General features: G+C 46.2%; 24 protein-coding genes. 11 read left to right on the top strand and 13 right to left on the bottom strand.

The window, feature by feature from the left end; translation table 11 throughout:
- Positions 1-49: 49 nt before the first annotated feature.
- From CVU71_02350 to CVU71_02295, 12 genes are all read right to left on the bottom strand, one after another.
- Positions 50-1411 carry a hypothetical protein gene (locus tag CVU71_02350; GenBank protein ID PKN20647.1) on the bottom strand — a complete coding sequence of 454 codons (1362 nt, stop codon included), beginning with the start codon at positions 1409-1411 and terminating at the stop codon, positions 50-52.
- Positions 1408-2319 (bottom strand): tRNA (adenosine(37)-N6)-dimethylallyltransferase MiaA, encoded by a 912-nt coding sequence (locus tag CVU71_02345; protein PKN20646.1) that lies wholly within the window; start codon positions 2317-2319, stop codon positions 1408-1410. Before CVU71_02345 ends, CVU71_02350 begins: the two co-directional genes overlap by 4 nt.
- A 155-nt stretch (positions 2320-2474) precedes the next feature.
- On the bottom strand, positions 2475-2675 hold the full coding sequence (locus CVU71_02340; GenBank protein ID PKN20645.1) for a cold-shock protein: 201 nt from the start codon (positions 2673-2675) through the stop codon (positions 2475-2477).
- A gap of 227 nt (positions 2676-2902) precedes the next feature.
- The gene (locus CVU71_02335) at positions 2903-3523 is read right to left on the bottom strand and encodes an alpha/beta hydrolase (GenBank protein PKN20644.1); all 621 of its coding nucleotides are present in this window, start codon (positions 3521-3523) and stop codon (positions 2903-2905) included.
- 5 nt (positions 3524-3528) lie between these two features.
- Complete coding sequence (locus CVU71_02330; protein ID PKN20643.1) at positions 3529-4494, bottom strand: hypothetical protein; 966 nt, start codon at positions 4492-4494, stop codon at positions 3529-3531.
- 17 nt (positions 4495-4511) lie between these two features.
- Complete coding sequence (locus CVU71_02325; protein ID PKN20642.1) at positions 4512-5501, bottom strand: peptide ABC transporter ATP-binding protein; 990 nt, start codon at positions 5499-5501, stop codon at positions 4512-4514.
- Between the two features lie 2 nt (positions 5502-5503).
- Complete coding sequence (locus tag CVU71_02320; GenBank protein PKN20641.1) at positions 5504-7003, bottom strand: leucyl aminopeptidase; 1500 nt, start codon at positions 7001-7003, stop codon at positions 5504-5506.
- A gap of 245 nt (positions 7004-7248) precedes the next feature.
- A complete protein-coding gene (locus CVU71_02315; protein ID PKN20640.1) occupies positions 7249-8148 on the bottom strand; it encodes a hypothetical protein in 900 nt (299 codons plus the stop codon).
- Positions 8149-8196: 48 nt separating this feature from the next.
- Positions 8197-9507, bottom strand: coding sequence for a hypothetical protein (locus tag CVU71_02310; protein PKN20639.1), 1311 nt, complete (start codon positions 9505-9507; stop codon positions 8197-8199).
- A gap of 2 nt (positions 9508-9509) precedes the next feature.
- Positions 9510-10010, bottom strand: coding sequence for a hypothetical protein (locus tag CVU71_02305; protein PKN20638.1), 501 nt, complete (start codon positions 10008-10010; stop codon positions 9510-9512).
- Positions 10011-10020: 10 nt separating this feature from the next.
- The gene (locus CVU71_02300; protein PKN20637.1) at positions 10021-10470 is read right to left on the bottom strand and encodes a hypothetical protein; all 450 of its coding nucleotides are present in this window, start codon (positions 10468-10470) and stop codon (positions 10021-10023) included.
- Positions 10467-10976, bottom strand: a complete 510-nt coding sequence (locus CVU71_02295) for a type II secretion system protein (GenBank protein ID PKN20636.1) — start codon at positions 10974-10976, stop codon at positions 10467-10469. Before CVU71_02295 ends, CVU71_02300 begins: the two co-directional genes overlap by 4 nt.
- A 147-nt stretch (positions 10977-11123) precedes the next feature.
- Between CVU71_02295 and CVU71_02290 the strand changes: the two genes are divergently transcribed.
- The 5 genes from CVU71_02290 to CVU71_02270 are packed head-to-tail and all read left to right on the top strand — an operon-like array spanning position 11124 to position 15987.
- A complete protein-coding gene (locus tag CVU71_02290) occupies positions 11124-11837 on the top strand; it encodes a hypothetical protein (GenBank protein PKN20635.1) in 714 nt (237 codons plus the stop codon).
- On the top strand, positions 11834-12229 hold the full coding sequence (locus tag CVU71_02285; protein PKN20634.1) for a hypothetical protein: 396 nt from the start codon (positions 11834-11836) through the stop codon (positions 12227-12229). The genes CVU71_02290 and CVU71_02285 overlap by 4 nt, the downstream gene beginning before the upstream one ends.
- Positions 12225-12827 (top strand): hypothetical protein, encoded by a 603-nt coding sequence (locus CVU71_02280; protein PKN20633.1) that lies wholly within the window; start codon positions 12225-12227, stop codon positions 12825-12827. The genes CVU71_02285 and CVU71_02280 overlap by 5 nt, the downstream gene beginning before the upstream one ends.
- Before the next feature lie 13 nt (positions 12828-12840).
- A complete protein-coding gene (locus tag CVU71_02275; GenBank protein PKN20632.1) occupies positions 12841-13803 on the top strand; it encodes a hypothetical protein in 963 nt (320 codons plus the stop codon).
- Between the two features lie 33 nt (positions 13804-13836).
- Complete coding sequence (locus tag CVU71_02270; GenBank protein ID PKN20631.1) at positions 13837-15987, top strand: hypothetical protein; 2151 nt, start codon at positions 13837-13839, stop codon at positions 15985-15987.
- Positions 15988-16028: 41 nt separating this feature from the next.
- Here the strand turns inward: CVU71_02270 and CVU71_02265 are convergent, their stop codons facing one another.
- Positions 16029-17378: a nucleotide sugar dehydrogenase gene (locus CVU71_02265; protein ID PKN20630.1), complete on the bottom strand. Its 1350-nt coding sequence runs from the start codon at positions 17376-17378 to the stop codon at positions 16029-16031.
- Positions 17379-17638: 260 nt separating this feature from the next.
- Here CVU71_02265 and CVU71_02260 point away from each other — a divergent pair, with 260 nt between their 5' ends.
- The 6 genes from CVU71_02260 to CVU71_02235 all read left to right on the top strand — a co-directional run bounded on the left by CVU71_02260 (position 17639) and on the right by CVU71_02235 (position 22770).
- Positions 17639-18526, top strand: a complete 888-nt coding sequence (locus CVU71_02260; GenBank protein ID PKN20629.1) for a glycosyl transferase — start codon at positions 17639-17641, stop codon at positions 18524-18526.
- A 249-nt stretch (positions 18527-18775) separates the two neighbouring features.
- Positions 18776-19327, top strand: a complete 552-nt coding sequence (locus tag CVU71_02255) for a transcriptional regulator (GenBank protein ID PKN20628.1) — start codon at positions 18776-18778, stop codon at positions 19325-19327.
- 164 nt (positions 19328-19491) lie between these two features.
- Complete coding sequence (locus tag CVU71_02250; protein ID PKN20627.1) at positions 19492-19917, top strand: hypothetical protein; 426 nt, start codon at positions 19492-19494, stop codon at positions 19915-19917.
- Positions 19914-21077 carry an aminotransferase DegT gene (locus CVU71_02245; protein PKN20626.1) on the top strand — a complete coding sequence of 388 codons (1164 nt, stop codon included), beginning with the start codon at positions 19914-19916 and terminating at the stop codon, positions 21075-21077. The genes CVU71_02250 and CVU71_02245 overlap by 4 nt, the downstream gene beginning before the upstream one ends.
- A 17-nt stretch (positions 21078-21094) precedes the next feature.
- Entirely contained in the window at positions 21095-21910 is an 816-nt protein-coding gene (locus CVU71_02240; GenBank protein PKN20625.1) for an SAM-dependent methyltransferase, read from the top strand.
- A gap of 38 nt (positions 21911-21948) precedes the next feature.
- Positions 21949-22770: a phosphate ABC transporter permease gene (locus CVU71_02235; GenBank protein ID PKN20624.1), complete on the top strand. Its 822-nt coding sequence runs from the start codon at positions 21949-21951 to the stop codon at positions 22768-22770.
- Positions 22771-22773 lie beyond the last annotated feature (3 nt).

Raw genomic sequence — 22773 nt, 5'->3', positions numbered from 1 at the left:
CGAAATCATCCCGGCTAGTCAAGAAGATTATCCTTTTTTTCCAGCAGGTTCAGATTTCCTTACGCTCTCTGAGATAAAGCAGAACCCGCATGAGATTTTCCTGATCTGAAATGTTACCATCAAACGTATCGGCGGGACACCCTTTGTTATGCAGTTCCAGAATTTTCTTTACTGCCGGCAACAGGCCGATACGTGGATAATATTCTTTTGTCAGATAGTTGATCATCTTTAATGTTTCAAAACCATCAAACCAGTTGTGAAACTGCCTTTCATAGGTTTTTTTATCCTTTAAGTTTCCGCGTATCTTCGGCCAGACCGACAGGAAACCGCGGGCAATTAAAAAAGATTCCAATCCCTGATCGATATCCCGCGCGCGTTTAATAATCTGATCCGTTGGACTGTTAAAAGATTTTCCCATCAAATCGATCCATTCTTTCAGAACAATGAATATCCTCGGATCATAAAGACGGTGTTCTTGTTCTTCGCCGGAAACAGTTTTTCCAACTGCCGCTCCCGTGCCAAAGGGAACCCGTTGCGAGACACGCGCGGATGGATAAACCACTGTTTCCCCGATTTGACGGATCGGACCTATTTTGGCCAGTTTATTTAAAAAATAAAAATCCTCTCCCGCTTCACGGCGATTCATTCCCCGCACAGCAAGATAACTATCGGCCGTTGTCACAATCGTTGAACCTATTGAATGAAAGGCATAGGGTGATCCGGCATAGTGCAGGCCTAATACCCAGTAACGCAGGAAGATTTCATAGCAACAAATCGCCATCTGTCCCATTTTGTCGGCAGGCATTTGATGCGCATAGGCAACAATGCCTGTTTGAGCCTTGCAGGTGGCAAAAATATTTCGAACCGACGATAGATAGTCAGACTTTACAAGTGTGTCTGCATCCAGACTCAAAATCAAGCGCGGTCCGCCGCCGGGACTCATAAGCAGACGCAAAGCCATATCCATACCGATTTTACGGGCCATCCCCACGCCGCCGACATGAGAAGGGATTTCCAAACCGGGGGAAGAAGCATCCATGAAACCCAGTCTTAACGGCCGGTCTGCTATCATTTGTAATAACGTGCGGAAATCATCGGCAAGCATGAGCGGTTCAAACGGATGTTTATTCATTAAGGCGGTAAGCCCTGCGATGGTCTGCGTATTATTTTCTTTATCGGCGTCTGCCGCGGCTGCCTTATTGTTAATGACACACAGGATCAGGGTTTTTTCCAGAGCAGCATCGTCGTTGGCGGCGATAGAAGCCAATGTGGCAAAAATCAGGTCTCTTTCCGCATAAGCAGGAATAACAACAACCTGTTCGATGTTGTCGAGATTCCCGGCCATCAGTTTCCATGGAAATCCCGTGGCATATCGGTTCAGATAATCGTTCAGTAAGGAAGCTTTTTTCATGACAGTATTTCCATGACACGGCGATGAAGGGCAGGATAGTCATTTGCTGGAATCCACTCAATGGGCACACCTTTTTTTTCCATACGCCGAAACCACGTCATTTGTCTTTTAGCGAACTGCCCGATAGCGATCCGAAGTTTAGCAATCATCTCATCCTTGGCTATTTCATCTTTCAGATACCTTGCGATATAGCGGTACTCCAGGCCGAAGCTGTCCAGCCGCTCCCAGGACAGTCCCTGTTCATGCAATCGGGACACCTCTTCAATCATTCCCTCATCCATCCTTTGTCTGAGCCTTTCCGCAATTCTCCGGCGGAGCACATCCCTCTCCCAGTGGATTCCGAATATTCCCGCATGAATAACGGGTATTTGCCGTTTTTTACCTGACGAATTATTTCTGGCTTTTTCAATTTCAATTTTTCGAATGAGACGATCCCTGTCTTCCAGATCCGTTCTGTTATGCAAATCAGGTTTCATAGCCAGAAGCATGTTTTGAAGCTCACCTACTGATTTGTCGGCAAGCTCTTCTCTTAAACAATCATCCTGCTGTGCTTGAGGCATTGCATAATCAGTCAAGACGGATTCCAGATAGAGACCGGTACCTCCGACCAGGACAGGCAGAATGTCTTTCATCTGCAGGGTATTGAAGATGTCATAAAATTGTTTCTGAAACTCAAATACATTGAACTCCATCTCCGGCTCAAGAATGTCAATTAAATGATAAGGAATGACTCCGCCATTAATCTGAAATTCGGATAGATCTTTTCCCGTCCCGATATCCATTCCCCGATAAACCTGACGCGAATCCGCCGAAATAACTTCGCCTTTGAGATCCGCAGCCAGTCTGACCGCAAGCGATGTTTTTCCGGATGCAGTCGGCCCCAGTATGACAATCAGATTTTTTTTCATGACTATTGCGTCTCAAATCCTCCCGCGCGGAATGGAAATCACGACTTCATCAAACACAGCGACCTGCGTCCGCCGGCGGTGGACCGTTTCATGATACGTAAAAAAAATGCCCCGTGAAACGGGGCATTTTGCTTAATGTTAATTAATAGGAATGATTATAGTGGTTGAACATTTGTTGCGCTGGGTCCTTTGTTACCCTGTTCAACGTCGAAACGAATTCTCTGACCCTCATAAAGAGTCTTAAATCCGGTTCCGGAAATGGCACTATAATGAACAAATACATCTCCGCCCTCATCGTTTTCAATAAAACCAAACCCCTTCTTCTCGTTAAACCACTTCACTTTTCCTTCTGCCAATGCTAAAAGTCCCCCTTTCAAAAATTTGTTTCTTCAGGTTAGAGCCCCTCAGAAACTAAAAAACCGCACGAATTCTTTTTCTTGATTTAAGAATTCTCTGCGGTTAATAACTCTTTGTGTAAAACAATTTCTGCACTACTAATTTCCTAACAAAAACCATCTATACTATTGCCCTGTGCCTTTTCGTTCTCACATTGGCTCGAAGAATAACACCATTTTTAATAAAATCAAGCTTTTTTTTCATAAATATATCGTTTCAAATGTTCAGCCAATTGTTCTTCTTTACCGGCATAAAAGTGATCGGTGTTCTCCAGAATTGCTAATCCGGCATGAATATTTGCAGCGCTGATCGTTAATTCTTTCAGGTCACAGAATTGATCACTGTCTCCCGATATAATTAATTCCACGGTATTATCCAGATCACGCCAGTCAAATTCAAAATATTTTTGCGGAGGAGATATCAGGATGACCGAAGAAATATCAGGGGTTTTATCTTTTAACAGACGGCAGCAAACCCATGCCCCGAAAGAATAGCCGGCCAGAATTATTTTTTCGATGCCTTGATTTTTCAAAAATTCACAGGCCGATAAAATATCCTCTTGTTCTCCCCTGCCGTCATCATAACGGCCGGTGCTCCCTCCAACACCTCGGAAGTTAAATCGCAATGTGGAATAGTTGCCGGACGAAAATGCATCCCGGACTGCCTCCACAACATTGTTGTGCATGGACCCGCCCATCAGGGGATGCGGATGACAAATCACCACGCCGGCAGAACCCGTTTGCTTACGCCATAATCCTTCACCGGTAAGTTTGCCGTTTTTCCAGAATACTTTTTCTTCCTGACTCATGACTGTTAAATTTCCCCTGCACGATGACACGCACACAAGCTTTCACGATTCGGCTGAAGTTGCGGTGTCACGTCTTCACAAACAGCTATTTTATAGGCGCAACGATTTTTGAAATTACACCCCTTGCCATCCGCCTCCCCCGCTTCTCCGCGAATCATCATTTCCCTTTTTTTCTTTTGCGGATCACAGGATGGCATGGCCGCCAGCAGCATTCGCGTATAAGGATGAAGTGGTGCTTCATAAAGATCCTTTGTGTTCGCCAGCTCGGCAATGCGTCCCATATACATCACCGCAATCCGATCAGAGACATGGCGAATGACATTGAGATCATGGGAAATAAACAAGTAGGTCAATCCGAAATCTTCTTTCAAATCTTTGAGCAGATTTAATATTTGTGCCTGAATAGATGCATCAAGTGCGGATACTGGTTCATCGGCAATAACCAGCGCAGGCTGAAGCGCCAGAGATCGAGCAATGCCGATACGCTGCCTTTGCCCGCCACTGAATTCATGCGGATAACGTTTGGCCTGCTCCTCGTTCAGACCGACTTTGGTCATTAGTTTGCGGGCTGTCTCCCTGTTTTGCTCACGGTCGGCAATCCGATGAATCGTTAGCGGTTCCTGAATGATACTGATTGCCGACTTTCTGGGGTTGAGCGAAGAATACGGATCCTGAAAAATCATTTGTACGCGGCGACGGTAGGCTTTTAAATCTTTTGAAGAAAGCGCAAAGATATTCTGATCTTTAAAGTATGCGCCGCCGGCATCCGGCTCTTCCAGTCTTATTAACAAACGCGCCAGCGTTGATTTGCCGCATCCGGACTCTCCGACGAGTCCCAGCGTTTCTCCCTCAAAGATTTTCAGATCGACACCGTCCACCGCCCGGATAATCCTGGGGCTGCTTTGCAGAAATCCGCCGCCCAGGATAAATTTTTTTTCAAGTTTTTGAATATCTATCAAGACAGACGCCATGCGAATAATGGGACTCCTTATTTTATGATTCTTTGAGCAATGAAGCAGGAGGCAAAATGACCTTCTTCAATTTCCAGCAACTCCGGCTCAGAAACGCGGCATACGTCCTCAACCAGGTTGCAGCGTGGGGAAAAATGGCAGCCGGGAGGAAGATCATATAAACTGGGAACAGTTCCCGGTATAGTCTTTAAATAGGCTTCGCCTGAAGTCTCCGTAGCTGAACATGCGGAGGGGCGTGACTCCATCAACCCGCGTGTGTAAGGATGAAGCGGACGCGCAAATAATCTTTCAACATCCGCAGTCTCCACAATCCTGCCTGCATACATGACCGCCACCTTTTGCGCCGCTTCGGCGACTATCCCCAGATCGTGCGTGATCAGAACAACAGCCATATTATTCTTCTCCTTCAGATCGGAAATCAAATTCAGAATCTGGGCCTGGATGGTCACATCCAGAGCCGTTGTCGGTTCATCCGCCAGCAGTAATTTGGGGTGACACGACATGGCCATGGCAATCATGACACGTTGACGCATGCCCCCGCTGAGTTGATGAGGATAATCTTTTACCCTTCTTTCGGGTTCGGAAATGCCGACTTCCCCCAAGAGCTTTTCGCTCAGGGCAAGCGCTTCCGCATTCGAAACATGCTGGTGCAGACGGATCGCCTCCGCAATCTGTTCGCCTACGCGCAAGACAGGATTGAGTGATGTCATCGGTTCCTGAAAGATCATGGCAATGTCCCTGCCCCGTTTGTCCCGCATTGCCTCTTCGGATAATAACAACAAGTCCTGACCATCGAAAAACACATGGCCTCCGGCTATTTTGCCGTTGACCGGAATCAACCTCATCAGGGAAAGCGCCAGCATGGTTTTGCCGCATCCGGATTCTCCCACAATACCCAGCGTTTCACCGGCATTCAAAGTCAGCGAAACACCGTCAACAGCCTTGATGATGCCTCTGCCCGTTGAAAATACCGTCTTTAAATTCTTAATTTCCAGAAGAGAATTCATAGCTATTTTTTTACAATATTCTGCAAATATTCACAAAGCAGTCGGACTGTCACGCCCGACGCGCCTTTGGGAATATAGGCTTTATCCTTGCTTGTCCAGGCAGGCCCCGCTATATCCAGATGCACCCAGGGACAGCCTCCGACAAATTTGCTAAGGAATGCCGCTGCCGTGATCGGGCTTGCCAGACGCCCGGCGCTGTTTTTATAATCGGCGATATCGCTATTAATCAATTCGGAATAGCTGTCCCAGAGGGGCAGTTCCCAGACCAGTTCACCGGTCATCTTCGCCGCCTGATTGAGTTCTTTTTTGATCTGATCATCAGTTCCGAGCATACCGATCACATCTTCACCCAGCGCCACAACACATCCGCCGGTCAGGGTAGCAATGTCAATAATAGCCGCCGGTTTATACTTGGATGCATAGAACAGGGCATCTGCCAGAATCAAACGTCCCTCGGCGTCCGTGTTTAAAACTTCAATTGTCTGACCGGAGTACGATCTTAAGATATCTCCCGGTTTCAAGGCGCCGCCGCCGGACATGTTTTCCGTTGCCGGCACAATGCCTACAATGTTGATTGGTAATTTGAGATCGGCCACTGCCATGATTGTTGCCATAACCGCTGCGCCGCCGGACATGTCTGTTTTCATTTCATCCATTTTTTCCGCAGGCTTTATGGAAATACCGCCGCTGTCGAAAGTCAGACCTTTACCGACAAGAACAATCGGCGCATCGCCTTTTTTTCCGCCGGTGTATTCCAATATGATGAGTTTTGGCGGTTGGTGGCTGCCTGCCGCCACACCCAGCAGAGCATTCATCCCCAATACTTTCATTTTCCCTTTATCCAGCACACGGCATGAGACATTTTTTCTTTTTGCAATTTTCATGGCATGTTCAGCCATAATCGAAGGCGTCATCTCATTGGCCGGCGCCGAAATGAGATCACGGGCGAAATAAACCGCATTGGTAATGATGTTCGTTTTTTTGACTTCATCCAGGACCACTGAATAATCCCTCGATGCCGCCACAATTTCCAGCAACCGCATATCTTTGAGTTCATCACGGCCGACAGTCTTATATGGCGTGTATTGATACTGACCCAGAATGGCCCCTTCCGCCACCGCGGCAATAATTTTTTCTTTATGTCCGTGCAGAAGATTCCAATCCATAACCGTCGCGGCTTCTTTAACATTCAACCCCCGCAGATTCTGCATAACCCTGGCAAAAGCATTGCGAATTTTTTCCAGGGTTAATTCACTCTTCCTGCCAAGACCGACCAGAGCGATTCTTTTGGCCGAGATTGAGTTTCTGGTATAAATAACTGATATTTGAGACGTTTTGGCGCTGAAATCACCGCTCTTCAAAATATCGCTAAGCATTCCCCCGCTCTTTTGATCGATATGTGCAGCATCACCGGATAACTTCTTTTCATCTTCACAAAGAGCCAATATGATGGCCTGCGTTTTTGAATCGGCAATATTTCCTTTTTTAACCGTAATATTCACACGAACCTCCTTTTACGATAAACCTTTCCCCTTTGGGGATTTTTACTCATAACATATCAATAAGAAAAGTCAATTATGATGCCAGGCGAATAGGCCGCTACCCGCCATTCCCGTAACCGCGGGAATCCGCAACATACCTAAATAACTGGATTCCGCACTCGTGACCTCGTGTAACCTTCAGGTTATCCGGTTATTCGCGGGAATGACAAAACTGTCTAAATGTTTATTCTTATGGGTTCATCGCTTTATTGATAGGAAATCACATTACGGCGCAGGGAGTGATAAATGTCTTTCTGAGAGCTTTTGAGAACAAATTTAAGATAGTTGATGTTGTTATTAATCGATTCTTCATAGACATTACCGTCGATATTCCAGCGTTCTTTGAAGTGAGAAATCATAAACCGGCTGACGTTGCCAAACTCACTTTCAAATCGTGCCTTTATCCATTTATAAAAGCTGACGGTTTTCCGGAAAAGATCAATTTCACTGTCAAAGCCCGGCACGCCGCCTTCTTTAAATTCATTATAGAGGAGCACCAGCTTTTCCAGGTAAAAACGGTCTGCCATTTGGCCCAGTAAATCCGCTGTCCCCAGCATCTTACCCAGCAGGGCGATATTATCCGATTTGAATGATACATCGGCAACCATTGTTTGAACACCCGTACAGTTTAAGATATCGCGGAAATTGTTCATATCCCCGGCAAAATAATCATTGTCTTTATAGTGATGCTGAACAAATTGAATGCTTCGTCTGATGTGAATGAGTGTATGTTTTGCGCCTGTACCCACAAAATCATCGGCGGATTGAATATAGCCGGTATCATGCATCAGGGCGCTGATTAAACCCAGATTGATGTCCTTCTCTGAAAAATGGATCTCCTGCAAAGATGCGCCGTGCATCAGGCGAGCCATCGCCAGCAAAACCATTAATGTATGACCGAAATCGTGATACTGAGTATTGCATTGGCGATAGCCTTCATACGTCCCGTCAAATAACCGCTCGACATTCTGATACGCCGCATCGAAATGCCTGAAGTCAAAGCGAGGCGCAATCAGCGATGCGATAATTTTTACCTCCGCGATGATATCGGACTTTTCGCTGATATCCAAAAGCTTTGAGTATGTGACATGATAGTTACCCATCATACTGGCCTGTCATTTCCTGGTTGACGTAATAGAAGAATATAACACCAATCAATATTGGCTGCTTCCGCCGCTTGTTCCCATAACTGCTACGCCGAAATCATCAAAAAATTGGCAATTATTACATTGCGCATCATAGAAACCATGCACACCAATTTCTGGGCGATTCTGGGTGGCGCCGTTGCAAAAACCGGATGACAGAAAAGTACTGTCGACAACCTCTGTAAACGGGGTCACTGGCGTGCATGAAGTCAGGGTGCAAGTTGTGGTCCATACAACCGGTTTAAAGTTGGAAAGACTCCAATCGATTGTTCCGGTCGCCGGAACGGTTGGCGCCTTAACGTATGCTTTGATATAATTCTTACCATCAGATCTTTCATTCACCCGAATTAACAGAGCTGACCAATCTAATATGTCACCATTACTTACAACACCATAGGAAGAAACCATTTCGGCATAAGCAAGGATCGTGTACTGATTTGATACTCTTTTCCAAAGGACGGCATAAACTTTGCTGTTTGCATTTAAATTTCTCTGGACGCCGTAGGTGTTCTTACACCAATCTCGGTTGCAATTATTAGAGATGTCATACCGAAAGAAAGAGAAACCGTAGCTGTCACTGCTGAGGGTAGCATCCCGCACCCGGAAAGAAAGCCCTACTAAAAAATGTTGAGGGTTAGAGGAATTCTTAAGCTTCACCTGTAAAAAATAACTGGAAAGATTGCCATTGCTTGCCCATGCTTCACAAAGATTAACAGTCGTTGGATTCAGATTAATGGTTGCTTCTGTCCCTTTAAAGAGAAGATCACCTCCGGAGGTTAATGTAATCTCTTGAGTGTTCGGATTAGGAACCTCGGTCCAGGTTGGATCCAGTACAGAATTGGTATTCGTATCGAAACCGATGGGAACACCGGAGGAATCGGTTGTTACGGGCGGCAATCCGGGGGGAGTTGCCAATATCTTTTTCATTTCCTTAGTTACAAGTTGCCGGGTTGTCAGCCATCCTGATCCTGCGGTTCCCGTCGATTTAATCACCAGCCAGTCCGCAGCCGGACTGCCTTTGGATACGATAGCACTCGTGGCTTTAAATTGATCACCATTGCTTAGAATGCCTGTTAAGGGCGCGGACTCGGGATAAAGATTGGCATTATTGGCAAGGTATTTTTGAAGAGCATAGTTGATGCCGGACTCTGCAACATAATAGGCCCGCTCCTGCCGGTTGGTAAATAACTCTCCATAGGTGGAAGTTGTGGAATAATAGAGCATGGCGCTTCCGGCCAGGGTTGTAATCACCATGGCTACAATCAGCGTGATCAAGACCGCTCCTTTTTGACGCATTTTTTCATCTCTTATCTTGTTCATATCTATAAATTCCTCGGTTTTACCCGCGCCGTGAATTCTGAAACGACGCCGTCCGCCCCCGTTAACCTGATCGCGATTTCGATGATGCGCCGTGAAGATTGCCAGGTGGTTTGAGCTGTACTATCATAATTATCATAATAATTAAGCGTAAATCCGCTCACCTGGTCTGTTAAAACATCTCCGCCGAAGGTGATTGTACTTCCTGAAACCGTTACCGTCGTGCTGGGGCTGGATGCGCCGTTCTTCACCGTTTGAAAAGTGATGGATGTCCCACTGGCAGCGCTGATTGAACTAATGCTGATATTAGCGAATTCCTTGACCAGCTTCGTTATGGCGATTTGTCCTTTTTGAGTGGTAGCCGCATTCATTTTTGTAAAGACCATCCCTTTGACGACCTGAACATACCCCAAAGCGGCCAGAGCTGCCATAATGCCAATCATCATCATGACAATAATCATTTCCAGCAGACTGAACCCTTTTTCTGTTCTAAAAATGTATTTCATCGTCAAGCCTTTACCCGGCAAAGATGTACGTCAGTGTTTCGTTATTGCTGTTTTTAATGGTCACCTTAAGCAGATTTTGCGGATCACTGGCGCCTGCAGTTTCTTCCATGTTTGAAACAAACTTGATAAAGCGGTTTTCCACAATGGTATATGTGCCAAAACTGTTGGTTAGCGTTGCTCCTTCATTTCCGTTAACCGGTACCGGCGACACCCCGGCAATTGCGGCCCGGAGCCCGGGCAGATCACCGGCATAGTATTTTTCGTTAGCTGTCACGAAGTTTTCCATAACCCGCTGGAGACCCAAAGACGTCTGCATGCGGAAGAAGGGATCCGAACTTTTCGTCAGGGATGACCCCAGAGTTGTGAACATCATTGTGCCGACAATAGCGGCAACCACAAGCGTAATAATCACTTCAATAAGTGTGAAGCCGGTTGATTTTTCTTTCGCCTGCGTTTTCATGGAATAAATCCTGTATTCTTAATGATGGTGACCACTCCTCCGCCTGGTGAGACGGTGATCGCAATATCGCTGACACCCGGACTGCCCCATTCATCAAAGGTGACGGTAGCTCCGGAAACAGTTACTTCGTTGGGCAATGTGTGGGTTGGTGAAGCCTCATTCGGTAAATTATATGGCGCGGCGCTTCCATCCCGCAAAAGAGTATAGGTATTCCCGGCAAAAGATATGCCCCAGGTTTTATCATCGCTAAGAGCGCGAAGCTGCGCATAGCGAAGGTGCATTTTCAGGATATCCACTTCCGATAAAGCGGTATAACTCTGTGTGGATGCGATTCTTGAGAGAGAGAGAGCCGCCAGAATGCCGATGATTACAAAAACAGCAATAACTTCAATGATCGTGAATCCATCCTGTTTTTTAATGATTTTGAGATATGCTCTGCTCATTATATTTTTGACCGCCACGGGTTTTTCACAAAGTAATTCCTCATAAAGATCTGACCTCGCCAATCATCGTCCGTAAAGTTTGTTTGCCGATCATTTCTTTAATATTTTATCATATTGACTGCATTTTTCCTAAAGATCTTTCTGGAAATATCACTTGATATTTTTAAACAAAAAGCTATACTCCAGTCGCAAAAGATAATCATTTTGTATATGGAATATGATTACTTCACATACAGTCTTTTTACGGCTAACACCTGTATAGAAGAAGTGATGATTCTTCCAGTATTATTTATTGCTTTGATAATAACAACACCGACCGTTTTATCATGCATTACGTTAATCAACTCCACGCAGAATTTTATCAAAACGGCCTGTGCAATGAAAATGAGTATAAGATTGCAGAAAATATTAAAAGACAAATATGGTTTTACGATAATAGAGATTATTGCCGTTCTGATAATAATCGGCATTTTGTCGGCCATTGCCGTCAGCCGTTCCGTCAATTATAATGCGGAAGTCTATACCGGTGCGGATGCTTTAAAATCCCATCTGCGATATGCTCAAACCATGGCCATGAATTCTAATCCCACTGCTCCCGGCGTTCCCGTTATATGTGGAATAAGCTGTAATGGAAGCCGTTATTGGCTCTTCAAAGGAACAAACATCGCAGATGCCATACGACTGCCGGAAGACGATAATTTTATTGATTCCGACAGGAGAATAAATCTTGATATGAAAAAAATAAAGATTACGTCGCCTTTCACAATATATTTTGACAATCGAGGGATTCCTTATTCGGCATTTACTGACGTCACAACCAAAACACCTTTGACGAGTGTCATGGAGATCAACATCCAGCCTTTCAATGCCACTTCTCCCAGTGTTGCCGTAAAAATAACGCCATTGACGGGATACATACCATGAAGCGAAGTATGGGATTCACGCTCATTGAAGTCATTGTGATCATAATTATTGTGTCCATATCTGCAACACTTTTTATCACTTATATGAGGACCGCCTATACAAACAGCCCCATTTCCACCGGTCTCGTAAAAAAACAGCATCGACTGATTGAGCAGATGGAACTGCTGACCCATGCATACCGGCAGGCCCTGGATGGCGCCACGGAAGAAACCCCAGTCGATTTATGCGCTTTCAAGGAATCTCATGTTGATAATCTGCAGATTGATGGAAAAAGTATTGTTGATGCCGCCAATACCTCCTGTACCTTTTCGCTCACCGGTGTCACGAAAAATGTCCTTATTGTTACTTTGACCGACGGACAACAAATTTTACAGAGCATATTTACCAATTAGGTGTGAAGTGAAACGATTAAGAGAAAATCCGGGATTCACCATAATCGAATTGATAGCAGTGCTGATGATTCTGGGCATCGTTGCTTTTGTTTTAAGCAACGTGATCGTTTACGGTGTGCAGGGTTATTTTTTTGCCCAAAATGCCAATCAGACTTCACAAAAAGCACAGTTGGCCATGACACGCCTCAATACAGAATTAACTAATATTACCAACATATCCCTTGCTTCCGCCGATCAAATTGATTTCACCACACCCAGAAATTCACCATCTTGCTTATTGGATGAGGGATGTCAATACAGGATAAAAAGAACCGGCACAAATTTAACCCTGGAAGCAACTGATACGGTTCCCCTGGTATCCGGCGCACAGGTTCTGATTGCCGGCTTAAACGCCGGCAATGACGGGAAAACATTCCTCAGCTATTGCAAGCAAAACGAAACGGCCAGTTGCACCTGGACCACAACAGATGGACTGAACAGTCTGGCAACCATAAAAATTCAGATTGCCTTGGATTTTCCCGACAGCGCACCTTTGTATTTCCATAGCAGCATTAATCCCCGGGGAAGCGGTATTATTACTGCACCGAATATCCAGTAACCCGAGATAAAAAATGAACGCTTTAAAAATAAAATACGTCAATGGAAAAAGCAGACAAAAGGGCGCAACCCTGTTAGTGATCATCATCGTCATGATCGCTATTGCCACGATCGGTGCCGCCATTTATGCGCTGACGTCCACCGCCATGTTTAATCAGGTTGTCGCCCAGCGGGCGTCACGGGCGTTTTATCTTTCCGAATCGGGCATAAGGATTGCGGCAAGCGAGTATAATGCCGCGGAGCAGAAAAATGCGAAGCTGGTTGCTCTTCATAATATGCAAATCAGCATACCCGGAAGCGATGGAAAAATAAAAATTAAGAGCAATCCGTACTGGTTTTATGTAACGTCTTCCGATAAATCCGGTTCAACTTCAACTACCCTTAAACTCCATCTGCCGGGCGGTGTTCCGCCTGCGGATGCTGATACGGACAAAGAGCTGACCTTTCCTTCCAAAGGTTATCTGATTATTAGAGATGAAAATAGAGATCCCGCGTGGTCAACGAATACTTCCACGTCATATACCGGCATTACTTTTATTGATGCCAACTCTGATGGCATACCTGACGCAGACGCTGACGGCACACCGTTTACATTCACTGTAGAATCGACCGAATTTGCGGAAAATATTTTAGAAGGAGATGAATTTTATATAGGATGCGCCAACTACACCGTCGTGCCGCCGCTGCCTTCCGCGGAAGGCAGCACTTTAATTCTTAAATATACGGATCTTGACGCGGCAAAGTTATTTCCGCCGCGAAAAGGTGCAATATTCATTATAAAGAATAAAAATTCATATTCTTACCAGTATGATTTACGCATTATCGACACATCAAATACAACAGTAAAACTAACCAACATGCAATCCATTAACAGCACTAATAAATGGAATATCCTGCAAAGTATCGAGAAAGACATCAATCCCGTCTATGTGGGCAGGGTTATTGGTTTTACCTCAAATGGAACTTTCGGCGAATAATGAACTCTGGCGGCCGGCAACCAGGAGAAATTTATGAATAAAATATTATCCATCTTAATTGCTTTATTATTTAGTCTTTATTTACCTGCATTTTCTCTCGCAGCGCAAAAAATCATGACGTCATCTTCACCTACTTATAAATATAACCAATCGGGTTCACTCGTAAAGGATAAGAAAAATTTTGGCGTCAGCGGGAAATCAAAAGGAACGGATACGGATGCTCAGAACACATCCACATCCACGCCATTGACTGATCCAACTACTGCACAAGAATTTCCACCGGTTGAAAATACCGACACGGCTATTTCCGTTGATTCAGCAAGCGGAACCATCACCTTGATCAACTCGGAAAGTGAAACGTCGGGAGCTATCTGGTATGCCGGTTCCAGTTCGTCGTCAAACGTGTGCAATCCATGTGCAGACGGCGTATGCCCCTTTGGAATCGGGTTCCGTGCTTATTTTGAATTTAAAACGCTGGCGGATACCAGCACGCGGAGCGACGCTGTTATGAGCAATGGTGTTTTAGGGCCCGGTGGCGACGGATTTGCCTTTGCCGTTATGAACGCCGGCAACAATACGATTTCCGACCGCGGCGGTATTCCAAGTAACGGCTTCTCGATGGGATCCCTGCTGGGTTATGCCGGACCGGGCAACACAACCGACAAGCTGGGGCTGCAACCTCCCAAGTTTGCCGTCGAATTTGACTTGTATCCAAGCAATACCCGCAACGTCTGTTATAACAGCACATACTGCGTCGCTTGCCCCAACGGTGAGTCGGGATACTGCGACATTTGTTCCAGCGGCCGGTATGATAATGCAGGCAGCTATGACACCAGCGGCAGCGGCGGAAATACAAGCAACCATATTGCTTTGATGCTCTGGGGGAAGAATCCTGCATCGACTTTTATGTGTTATTCCGGATCCAACGCCGGGAGCTCTTACCCTCAGGCGTCTATGGACGACACGTATCATGGCGCAGGTGATGGATCTACCTCAAATCCATACAATTCTTCTTTAAGCGGCTATGGATCAGGACTGGGCGGTTATTATGAACGATCAAGATCCGCAAACGGCGGCACATACAATTGGATGGAAGATACCGGATGGCACCGGGTCCGCCTTGAGGTTCTCAGAAATCCAACCGCATATACCTATCAAATAAAAGTCTGGGTCGATTGCGAAATCAACAATTCCCCTTTCACCGCCTGCACTGCCGGCGAATACGTATATTTTCAGGACATTTATACGCCGTATTCCAATGCAAGCTATCCGCCTAAAATAAACCGGACCGTTACGTTGTCGGAAACTTACAGTAATATGCTGAATAACATTCTTTTCGGCTTTACCGAAGGCAGCGGTACGGTTACACAAACCATTTCGATCACTAACTTTTCAATTTATTTCCCCACCATCTCCATCGCCCCGGCAAATGCTTCCCATACATATAGCGCCGGCACCGGCACCGTCAGTGTGACAACGGCGCTCTCATCCTGCCAATGGAAAGCACATAGTAATAAGTCCTGGATAACGGTTACAGATGATAATGTCAAAAAAACCGGCAGCGGCACAGTGAATTACAGCATTACCCAAAACACAACCAGTGCACTCAGGACCGGCACCATTTCGATCGGCGACCAGAGTTTCACTATAACACAAACTCCCGGTCCTCCCTCATGTACGCTTACGGCCGGTCAGAATATAGTACCATATAACGGCACAGCGGCTTTGACATGGAATGTTTCCGGCAGTGCGGCAACCGCAAGTTGGACATCTTCGCCCGGCGGCACATGCGGAAGCCCAAATCCTGCCGGCGGCTCCTGCACCACGGCAGTTCAAACCAATGCCGGAGAGAGGACGTTCACATTAAACGTCTCAAACACCAGCGGAAGCAGCACCTGCCAGGCAAGCTTTAAAGTATTACCCAACCGATACTATGTTCGCAATTCCAGAAGCAGCAGCTTCTATGTACGAGGCGGAAATTATGGAAGCTGTTCCAGAATACGGAGCGGCAACGATTTTCAGGTCAGATACAATGATGCGTCTGTCGTTAATATTTATACAAACAACTCTTGTTCGACAGCAGCGGCATTGTCTTCTGTTTCTTACATGAGTGCTGGAAATATAGATGCCGATGGTGATGGTAATGTGAGTGTAAATAGTTCCTGGCAACTTGTGGATCGCTGAACTTTTGCTGTTTCAAGTAAAATGATTGAAACAACAGGATCTCACGCTTTCCGGATTTTCTTGCTCTGGATACCCCGCTTAGCGAAGGCATTGCGGGTGTCGATGATACATTGGGCATGCTTTTCAATAAATTCATAATCAAAGGCTGAATGATCGGTCAGCAGAAGCACCACGTCGGCGCTTTTCAAGCGGTCTTCAGTAAGTTCAACGGAACTCATATCGATATCGGGATAATGGCGGTGTCCCCGGCAATGAGGAACGTGCATATCGCTGTATTCTATTGCAGCGCCTTTTTCCCTCAAAAGACGGGCGATCTTTAGTGAAGCCGATTCTCTCTGATCATCAATATCTTTTTTATAGGCCATTCCCAGGATGAGGATATGGGAGCCCTGCATTGATTTTCCTTTGCTGTTCAGGTACGCGGTCGATTTATCCACAACATAGTATGGCATACTGGTATTAATTTCACCTGCCAGCTCTATAAACCGGGTGGTAAAATCAAATTCACGAACTTTCCACGTCAGGTAGAACGGATCGATCGGAATACAATGTCCGCCCAGCCCAGGCCCCGGATAGAAAGCCTGAAATCCGAAAGGCTTTGTACTGGCTGCTTCAATTACTTCCCAGATATCAATGCCCATCTTATCGAAGATTATCTTCAATTCATTTACCAGTGCGATGTTGACCGACCTGTAGATATTTTCCAGAAGCTTTGCCGCTTCAGCCACCTTTGTCGATGAAACCGGAATGGTTCGCACGACTATCGTATTATAAAGCGCAACGGCAACATTAAGACATTGCGCCGTATAACCGCCGACAACTTTCGGGATGTTACCGGTTGAATAATTCTTATTGTTCGGGTCTTCTCTTTCCGGAGAGAAAGCGAGGTGAAAATCGATGCCCGCTTTTAATCCTGTTTCTTCCAGAATCGCTTTTATGTCCTCGTCAGTTGTTCCCGGGTAAGTGGTCGATTCCAGAGCAATCAGCTGTCCTTTCCGCAGGTAACCGGCGATGGAGCGCGTCGTATTGAATACAAAAGACATATCCGGCTCGCGATGCTTATCGAGCGGTGTTGGAACGCATATTATAATGCAGTCCATGTTGGCGAGCAATGAGAAGTCTGAAGTTGCGGCAAAAGATATCTTCGGCTTTTGATCCGAAGTTTGTGTTGAACCGGCGGAAGCATTGTCCGGCATTATTGAGGATAAGTCTATATGTTTGATATAGCTTTTCCCCTGCCGCAGCATCCCCACTTTTACAGGATCGATATCGAAACCTGTAACCGGGAAGCCTGCCCTGCAGAACGCAATAACGATCGGCAATCCAACATAACCAAGCCCTATTACGCCAAGGTTGGCTTCCCTGGCGATAATTTTTTCAATCAGCGACATGTTTATCCTCTCCCGCCTTTTTATGAAATGCTATCCAAAAAGAATGAGTGCATAATCGATAGGTCTTGGAATAATCCATTTTTACAAGATCATCTTCGATCAAATAATATATCAGAGTTTCCATATTCAGTTAAGTATTTTGTTTTTCTGCCTTGCCGTACTTGGCTGGCAGAGTGATTTTTCTTGGTCATTGCAAACCATAACACTTGATATTGCCGATTATAAAAGATATATATTTTTGCAAATACCGAGGATGTTGAATGAATACTGATCTGGATATTACCATATTGATACCGGTTTATGATGAAGCGGCGATCATCGCTGATGTCATCGGACGTGTCCGGCTGACGATGGACCGATTGAACCGCCCTTATGAAATCCTCGTCATCAATGATGGTTCAAAGGATGAAACGGCCATTCGTGCAAAAAATGCCGGCGCCCGGGTAATCTCTCATCCGTACAATATCGGCAACGGCGCAGCCGTTAAGACAGGCATCAGACAGGCAATGGGAGGCATCCTCGTCATGATGGATGGCGACGGCCAGCATAATCCGGAAGATATCCCTGAACTGCTTAAAAATATCGACAAGTACGATATGGTGGTCGGGGCGCGCACCGGCGATTCCAAGTCTTACATGCATCGAAACCTGGCGAACGGATTCTACAATCTTTTCGCGTCTTATATCTGCAAAAGAAAAATACAGGACCTGACCTCGGGGTTCCGGGCTGTTAAAACAAATATTGCCCGCCATTTTCTTTCGCTTTTGCCAAATACTTTTTCCTATCCGACGACCATCACGATGGGAGTCCTCCGGTCTGGTTACAGTCTTTTATATGTGCCCATCACAACAAACCGCTGCATCGGCAAGAGTAAGATAAAACTGCTTCAGGATGGCTCTCGCTTTTTTCTGATTATCCTCAAGATCGCCACCCTCTTTTCTCCCATGCGGGTTTTCCTTCCGGTGAGCGCAATCATTTTCCTCACTGGTGTGGGCTATGGCCTGTTCAAAATCCTTTTTCTGGAAGGCCGCTATGGCCCCACATCGGCCATGCTCATCACAATGTCCGTGGTGATTTTCATGGTGGGACTCGTATCGGAGCAGATCGCCCAGCTGCGTTACGACAGAAGCGAAAGCAGAGAAGATTGATTCAACCTCCCCTGAACGCCACGATCCAACTGCGCATTACTTACAGGCTCCTTTTGCCTCTGAGACTCATCTGCTGATGATGCCGGGCCCCAAACCTATCGGACAGCGATCTTGAAATACCCAGGCATTTTATCCGCAGTATTCATCAATGCAAACCATGCCTTACGGAAAACCTTCCCCCCTCAAATAATGATTGACAATTATTCTGCATGTGTTATGAGTAGGATAACTACTCAGAATGGAGCATATATGACCGACCTTTTTGCCGGACTCATATCCTCAAAAACCAGAATCAGTCTGCTTGTGCGTTTTTTTTTCAATCCCGGCACAAAAGCCTATCTCAGGGAGCTTTCAAAGGATCTTCATGTATCGTCCAACGCAGTCCGGGAAGAATTGAACCAACTTACAAAAACAAAGCTCCTCACCTCGGAAAAAGAAGGACGAAACGTTTTATACACTGCAAATAACGATCATCCTCTTTTTCCTGAGCTGAGATCCATGGTCAGCAAAGTCATGGGACTGGATCAGGTTATTGAAAGCATCCTCACAAGATTGGGAGATCTGGAGAAAGCCTACATCATCGATGATTATGCCGAAGGCAAGGATACCGGAATTGTAGATTTAGTGCTGGTGGGAAATATCGACCAATATCACCTGAACGATTTAAGCAGAAAAACTGAACGCTATATCAAACGCAAAATCCGCTCACTAGTCTTAACCGGCACAGAGTTCAAGGCGTTTATGCCTGCGCTGGAAAACCGGCCGTACTTTCTGGTGTGGGAGCGGCAGGACAAGAAGTAACGGTTTCACGCAATAAAGGACACAGCAAAGCACCGGTTTGCACCAAGAGTTTCAGTCACTAATGTAACTCACGGGGCGGAGCTGAATCTGGAATGCATCAAATCATGATCCGACAATTGTGAAAATTGTATTCCGGAAACAAAAAAGTATGGAGATAACCAATTATGAACGATAAGGATGTTGAAACCATCACCCACGGGATAGAGCCTATCGCCCTTATAATCCGCGCCGAATACGATGAACCGGGAATCCATTTCTTCACGCCTGCCAACTTTTCCCAGCAGGTTGCCGCCATGACGCGCCCTGCAGGTCACAAGATCTCCGCTCATGTTCATAATCTCCTTGTGCGTCAGGTTCTCTATACACAGGAGGTTCTCTTCATCAAGCGGGGAAAAGTCAAGGTAAACCTCTTTTCATCCAACCATGAGTTCATTGATGCGAAATTTCTTAAAACAGGCGATATAATCCTGCTTTGCGGAGGCGGCCATTCACTGGAGATGATGGAGGAAACGTCCATGATTGAAGTCAAGCAGGGTCCCTATGCAGGAGATAACGATAAAACGCAATTTCTGGAAGAAAGTTGCACATGATTCCGGTAAGCGAACCGCTGGTCGGCGAAAAAGAAATCGAATACGTCAACGAGTGTCTCCGCACCGGATGGATTTCCTCCGCGGGCCACTTCATTGAGGAATTCGAGCAGAAGTGGGCCGACTACTGCGGCATGAAATACGGCATCGCCATGAGCAACGGCACAGCTGCCCTCCAGGCGGCAATAGGGTGTATCAACCTGCAGAAAGGCGACAAGGTCATCATGCCCTCTTTCACGATTATCTCCTGCGCACAGGCAATTCTCTATAACGGTGGCATTCCTGTCCTTGTAGATTGTGATCCACGCACCTGGTGCATGGACGTGGAAGAAGTACGGGAAAAGATTGAGTCAGAAATAAACAGGGGGGATGGCAAGCTCAAGGCCATTATGCCGGTTCACATCTATGGCCACCCCGTGAACATGGACCCGATTCTGGCGCTCGCCAAAAAGTACAATCTGAAGATTATCGAAGATGCGGCCGAAGTTCATGGCGCCGAGTATCTGACAGGAAGAAATACCGCGCACCCCCGATGGAAAAAGTGCGGAGGTTTCGGAGATATCAGCGTCTTCAGTTTTTACGCCAATAAACTCATCACTACCGGTGAAGGCGGCATGGTTCTTACTAATGACATCGCCCATGCCGAAAAGGCAAGAGGCCTGCGTAATCTCTGCTTCCGTCCGGAACAGCGTTTTCTTCACACAGAACTTGGCCACAACTTCCGCATAACCAACCTGCAGGCCGCCATCGGACTTGGCCAATTGGAACGCATCGATGAAATCGTTGCAACAAAACGCAGAATGGGAAAAGCATATACGGAACGACTTCAGAGTATCCCCGTCCTTCAATTGCCCGTGGAAGAAGCATGGGCCAGACAAGTTTACTGGATGTACGGCATTGTTCTCGATGAAACCACGGGAGTGGATGCCGTGCGATTCGCAAAACAGCTCAGGGGAAAAGGCGTGGAAACCCGTCCCTTCTTTTTGGGTATGCACGAGCAGCCCGTTTTTCACGATATGGGATTTTTCCGGAATGAACACTACCCCGTCACCGAACGCATCTCCCGTCAGGGACTCTACCTGCCATCGGGACTGACGCTGACGGAAGCGCAAATCGACGAAGTGTGTGACTCGGTAAAAGCCGTTTTGAACGAAATACAATGAAATCAGGACCTGCACCCATGACTGAAAGCCGGGACAATACATCAAATGACAAGATTCCATCCAACACAGAGGTATTCGCCGACTATGCCGGATATTATGATCTGCTTTATCGGGATAAAAACTATGAAACGGAGGCAGAATATGTTTCGGGCCTGATCCAAAAATTTCATCCGGCAGCCCAATCCATACTCGAACTGGGTTCCGGCACGGGTAAACATGCCTGCTCACTGGCTGAACGGGGATATAAAATTCACGGGATCGAACGCAGCCCGGAAATGCTGGGTCAATCACAATCTTCAGCAATCAAAAGGAATATGGCGGACGGCCGTCTGAGTTTCAGTGCCGGCGACATTCGCAAAGTCCGCCTCCGTGAACATTATGATGCAGTAATCTCGCTTTTTCACGTCATGAGTTACCAGACGGCTAACGAAGACGTAACGGCGGCATTTGACACAGCCCGGCATCACTTGAAACCTGGCGGCATTTTTATCTTTGATGTCTGGTACGGCCCGGCGGTATTAACCGAACGTCCCGAGGTCAGAATCAAACGGATGGCGGATGGAAAGATCGAAATAACCCGCCTGGCCGAGCCGGTTCTTCACCCTAATGAAAATCGTGTGGATGTAAATTACAATATGCTGGTGCGAAATCTTGCCAGTCAAACTGTCTTTGAATTAAAGGAAACCCACACTATGCGCTATTTTTTCAAACCGGAGATTGACTTGTGGGCAACTCTTTCAGGGTTTACGGTTCAAGCTGCGGAAGAATGGCAAACAGCTAAACCGATCGGCATAGACACATGGAGCGTGTGTTTCTGCCTGAAGGCCAGGTAGGATACGATCATTATCATCAGGAATAATTGCCTAAATTCATGAGCAAAATTATTATAGAAGCAGGCCGCACGGAAAAAAACTATTGGAGCGATCTATGGTGTTACCGGGAACTTTTTCTGATTCTTGCATGGCGCGATCTATCCGTACGCTATAAACAAACCATTATTGGAATACTCTGGGCGATTCTCAGACCTTTTCTGACGATGGTTATCTTCACCGTCATTTTCAGCAAGATCGCCAAACTTCCCAGTGACGGCAATGCGCCATATGCCTTGATGGTCTTTGCCGCCATGCTCCCCTGGTCCCTTTTCTCAAACGCACTGAGTGAATCTTCAAACAGCCTGATCAACAACACGAATCTGATCAGCAAAATTTACTTTCCCAGGCTGATCATGCCCGCGGCGACAATGATTCCCGCCTTAGTAGATTTTTTCATCAGTTTCGTGATGCTGATCGGAATGATGATCTATTATCAATTCATGCCCGGCTGGCAAATGCTTCTGTTGCCTTTCTTCATCATCCTGGCTTTGCTGGCCAGTCTTGGTCCCGGTTTATGGATTACGGCACTTAATGTAAAATACCGTGATTTCCGTTACATTATCCCGTTTGTGGTGCAGTTCGGTCTTTATGTTTCTCCCGTGGGATTCAGCAGTAATGTCGTTCCGGAACAATGGCGATTGATTTACAGTCTCAATCCCATGGTAGGGGTGATCGATGGTTTCCGCTGGTGTATTCTGGGTGGTGAGAGCTCCATTTACCTCCCCGGTTTTCTGCTCAGCCTTGCTATCATTATTTTCTTCCTCTGGCTTGGCATATCCCGCTTCCGCAAGATGGAAAAAACTTTCGCAGATATTATATGAATA

Source organism: Deltaproteobacteria bacterium HGW-Deltaproteobacteria-6 (assembly GCA_002840435.1).
Lineage (GTDB): Bacteria > Desulfobacterota > Syntrophia > Syntrophales > Smithellaceae > UBA8904.
This window is presented reverse-complemented; position numbering and strand designations above follow the sequence as displayed.

What these genes read in the sequence shown, in the direction of transcription:
- CVU71_02255 (PKN20628.1), top strand. Translation starts at nt 18,776, where the DNA reads ATGACCGACCTTTTTGCCGGACTCATATCCTCAAAAACCAGAATCAGT.
- CVU71_02275 (PKN20632.1), top strand. Translation starts at nt 12,841, where the DNA reads ATGAACGCTTTAAAAATAAAATACGTCAATGGAAAAAGCAGACAAAAG.
- CVU71_02335 (PKN20644.1), bottom strand. Translation starts at nt 3,523, where the DNA reads ATGAGTCAGGAAGAAAAAGTATTCTGGAAAAACGGCAAACTTACCGGT.
- CVU71_02345 (PKN20646.1), bottom strand. Translation starts at nt 2,319, where the DNA reads ATGAAAAAAAATCTGATTGTCATACTGGGGCCGACTGCATCCGGAAAA.
- CVU71_02260 (PKN20629.1), top strand. Translation starts at nt 17,639, where the DNA reads ATGAATACTGATCTGGATATTACCATATTGATACCGGTTTATGATGAA.
- CVU71_02330 (PKN20643.1), bottom strand. Translation starts at nt 4,494, where the DNA reads ATGGCGTCTGTCTTGATAGATATTCAAAAACTTGAAAAAAAATTTATC.
- CVU71_02265 (PKN20630.1), bottom strand. Translation starts at nt 17,378, where the DNA reads ATGTCGCTGATTGAAAAAATTATCGCCAGGGAAGCCAACCTTGGCGTA.
- CVU71_02325 (PKN20642.1), bottom strand. Translation starts at nt 5,501, where the DNA reads ATGAATTCTCTTCTGGAAATTAAGAATTTAAAGACGGTATTTTCAACG.
- CVU71_02300 (PKN20637.1), bottom strand. Translation starts at nt 10,470, where the DNA reads ATGAAAACGCAGGCGAAAGAAAAATCAACCGGCTTCACACTTATTGAA.
- CVU71_02290 (PKN20635.1), top strand. Translation starts at nt 11,124, where the DNA reads ATGGAATATGATTACTTCACATACAGTCTTTTTACGGCTAACACCTGT.
- CVU71_02315 (PKN20640.1), bottom strand. Translation starts at nt 8,148, where the DNA reads ATGATGGGTAACTATCATGTCACATACTCAAAGCTTTTGGATATCAGC.
- CVU71_02235 (PKN20624.1), top strand. Translation starts at nt 21,949, where the DNA reads ATGAGCAAAATTATTATAGAAGCAGGCCGCACGGAAAAAAACTATTGG.
- CVU71_02305 (PKN20638.1), bottom strand. Translation starts at nt 10,010, where the DNA reads ATGAAATACATTTTTAGAACAGAAAAAGGGTTCAGTCTGCTGGAAATG.
- CVU71_02310 (PKN20639.1), bottom strand. Translation starts at nt 9,507, where the DNA reads ATGAACAAGATAAGAGATGAAAAAATGCGTCAAAAAGGAGCGGTCTTG.
- CVU71_02240 (PKN20625.1), top strand. Translation starts at nt 21,095, where the DNA reads ATGACTGAAAGCCGGGACAATACATCAAATGACAAGATTCCATCCAAC.
- CVU71_02250 (PKN20627.1), top strand. Translation starts at nt 19,492, where the DNA reads ATGAACGATAAGGATGTTGAAACCATCACCCACGGGATAGAGCCTATC.
- CVU71_02350 (PKN20647.1), bottom strand. Translation starts at nt 1,411, where the DNA reads ATGAAAAAAGCTTCCTTACTGAACGATTATCTGAACCGATATGCCACG.
- CVU71_02270 (PKN20631.1), top strand. Translation starts at nt 13,837, where the DNA reads ATGAATAAAATATTATCCATCTTAATTGCTTTATTATTTAGTCTTTAT.
- CVU71_02245 (PKN20626.1), top strand. Translation starts at nt 19,914, where the DNA reads ATGATTCCGGTAAGCGAACCGCTGGTCGGCGAAAAAGAAATCGAATAC.
- CVU71_02285 (PKN20634.1), top strand. Translation starts at nt 11,834, where the DNA reads ATGAAGCGAAGTATGGGATTCACGCTCATTGAAGTCATTGTGATCATA.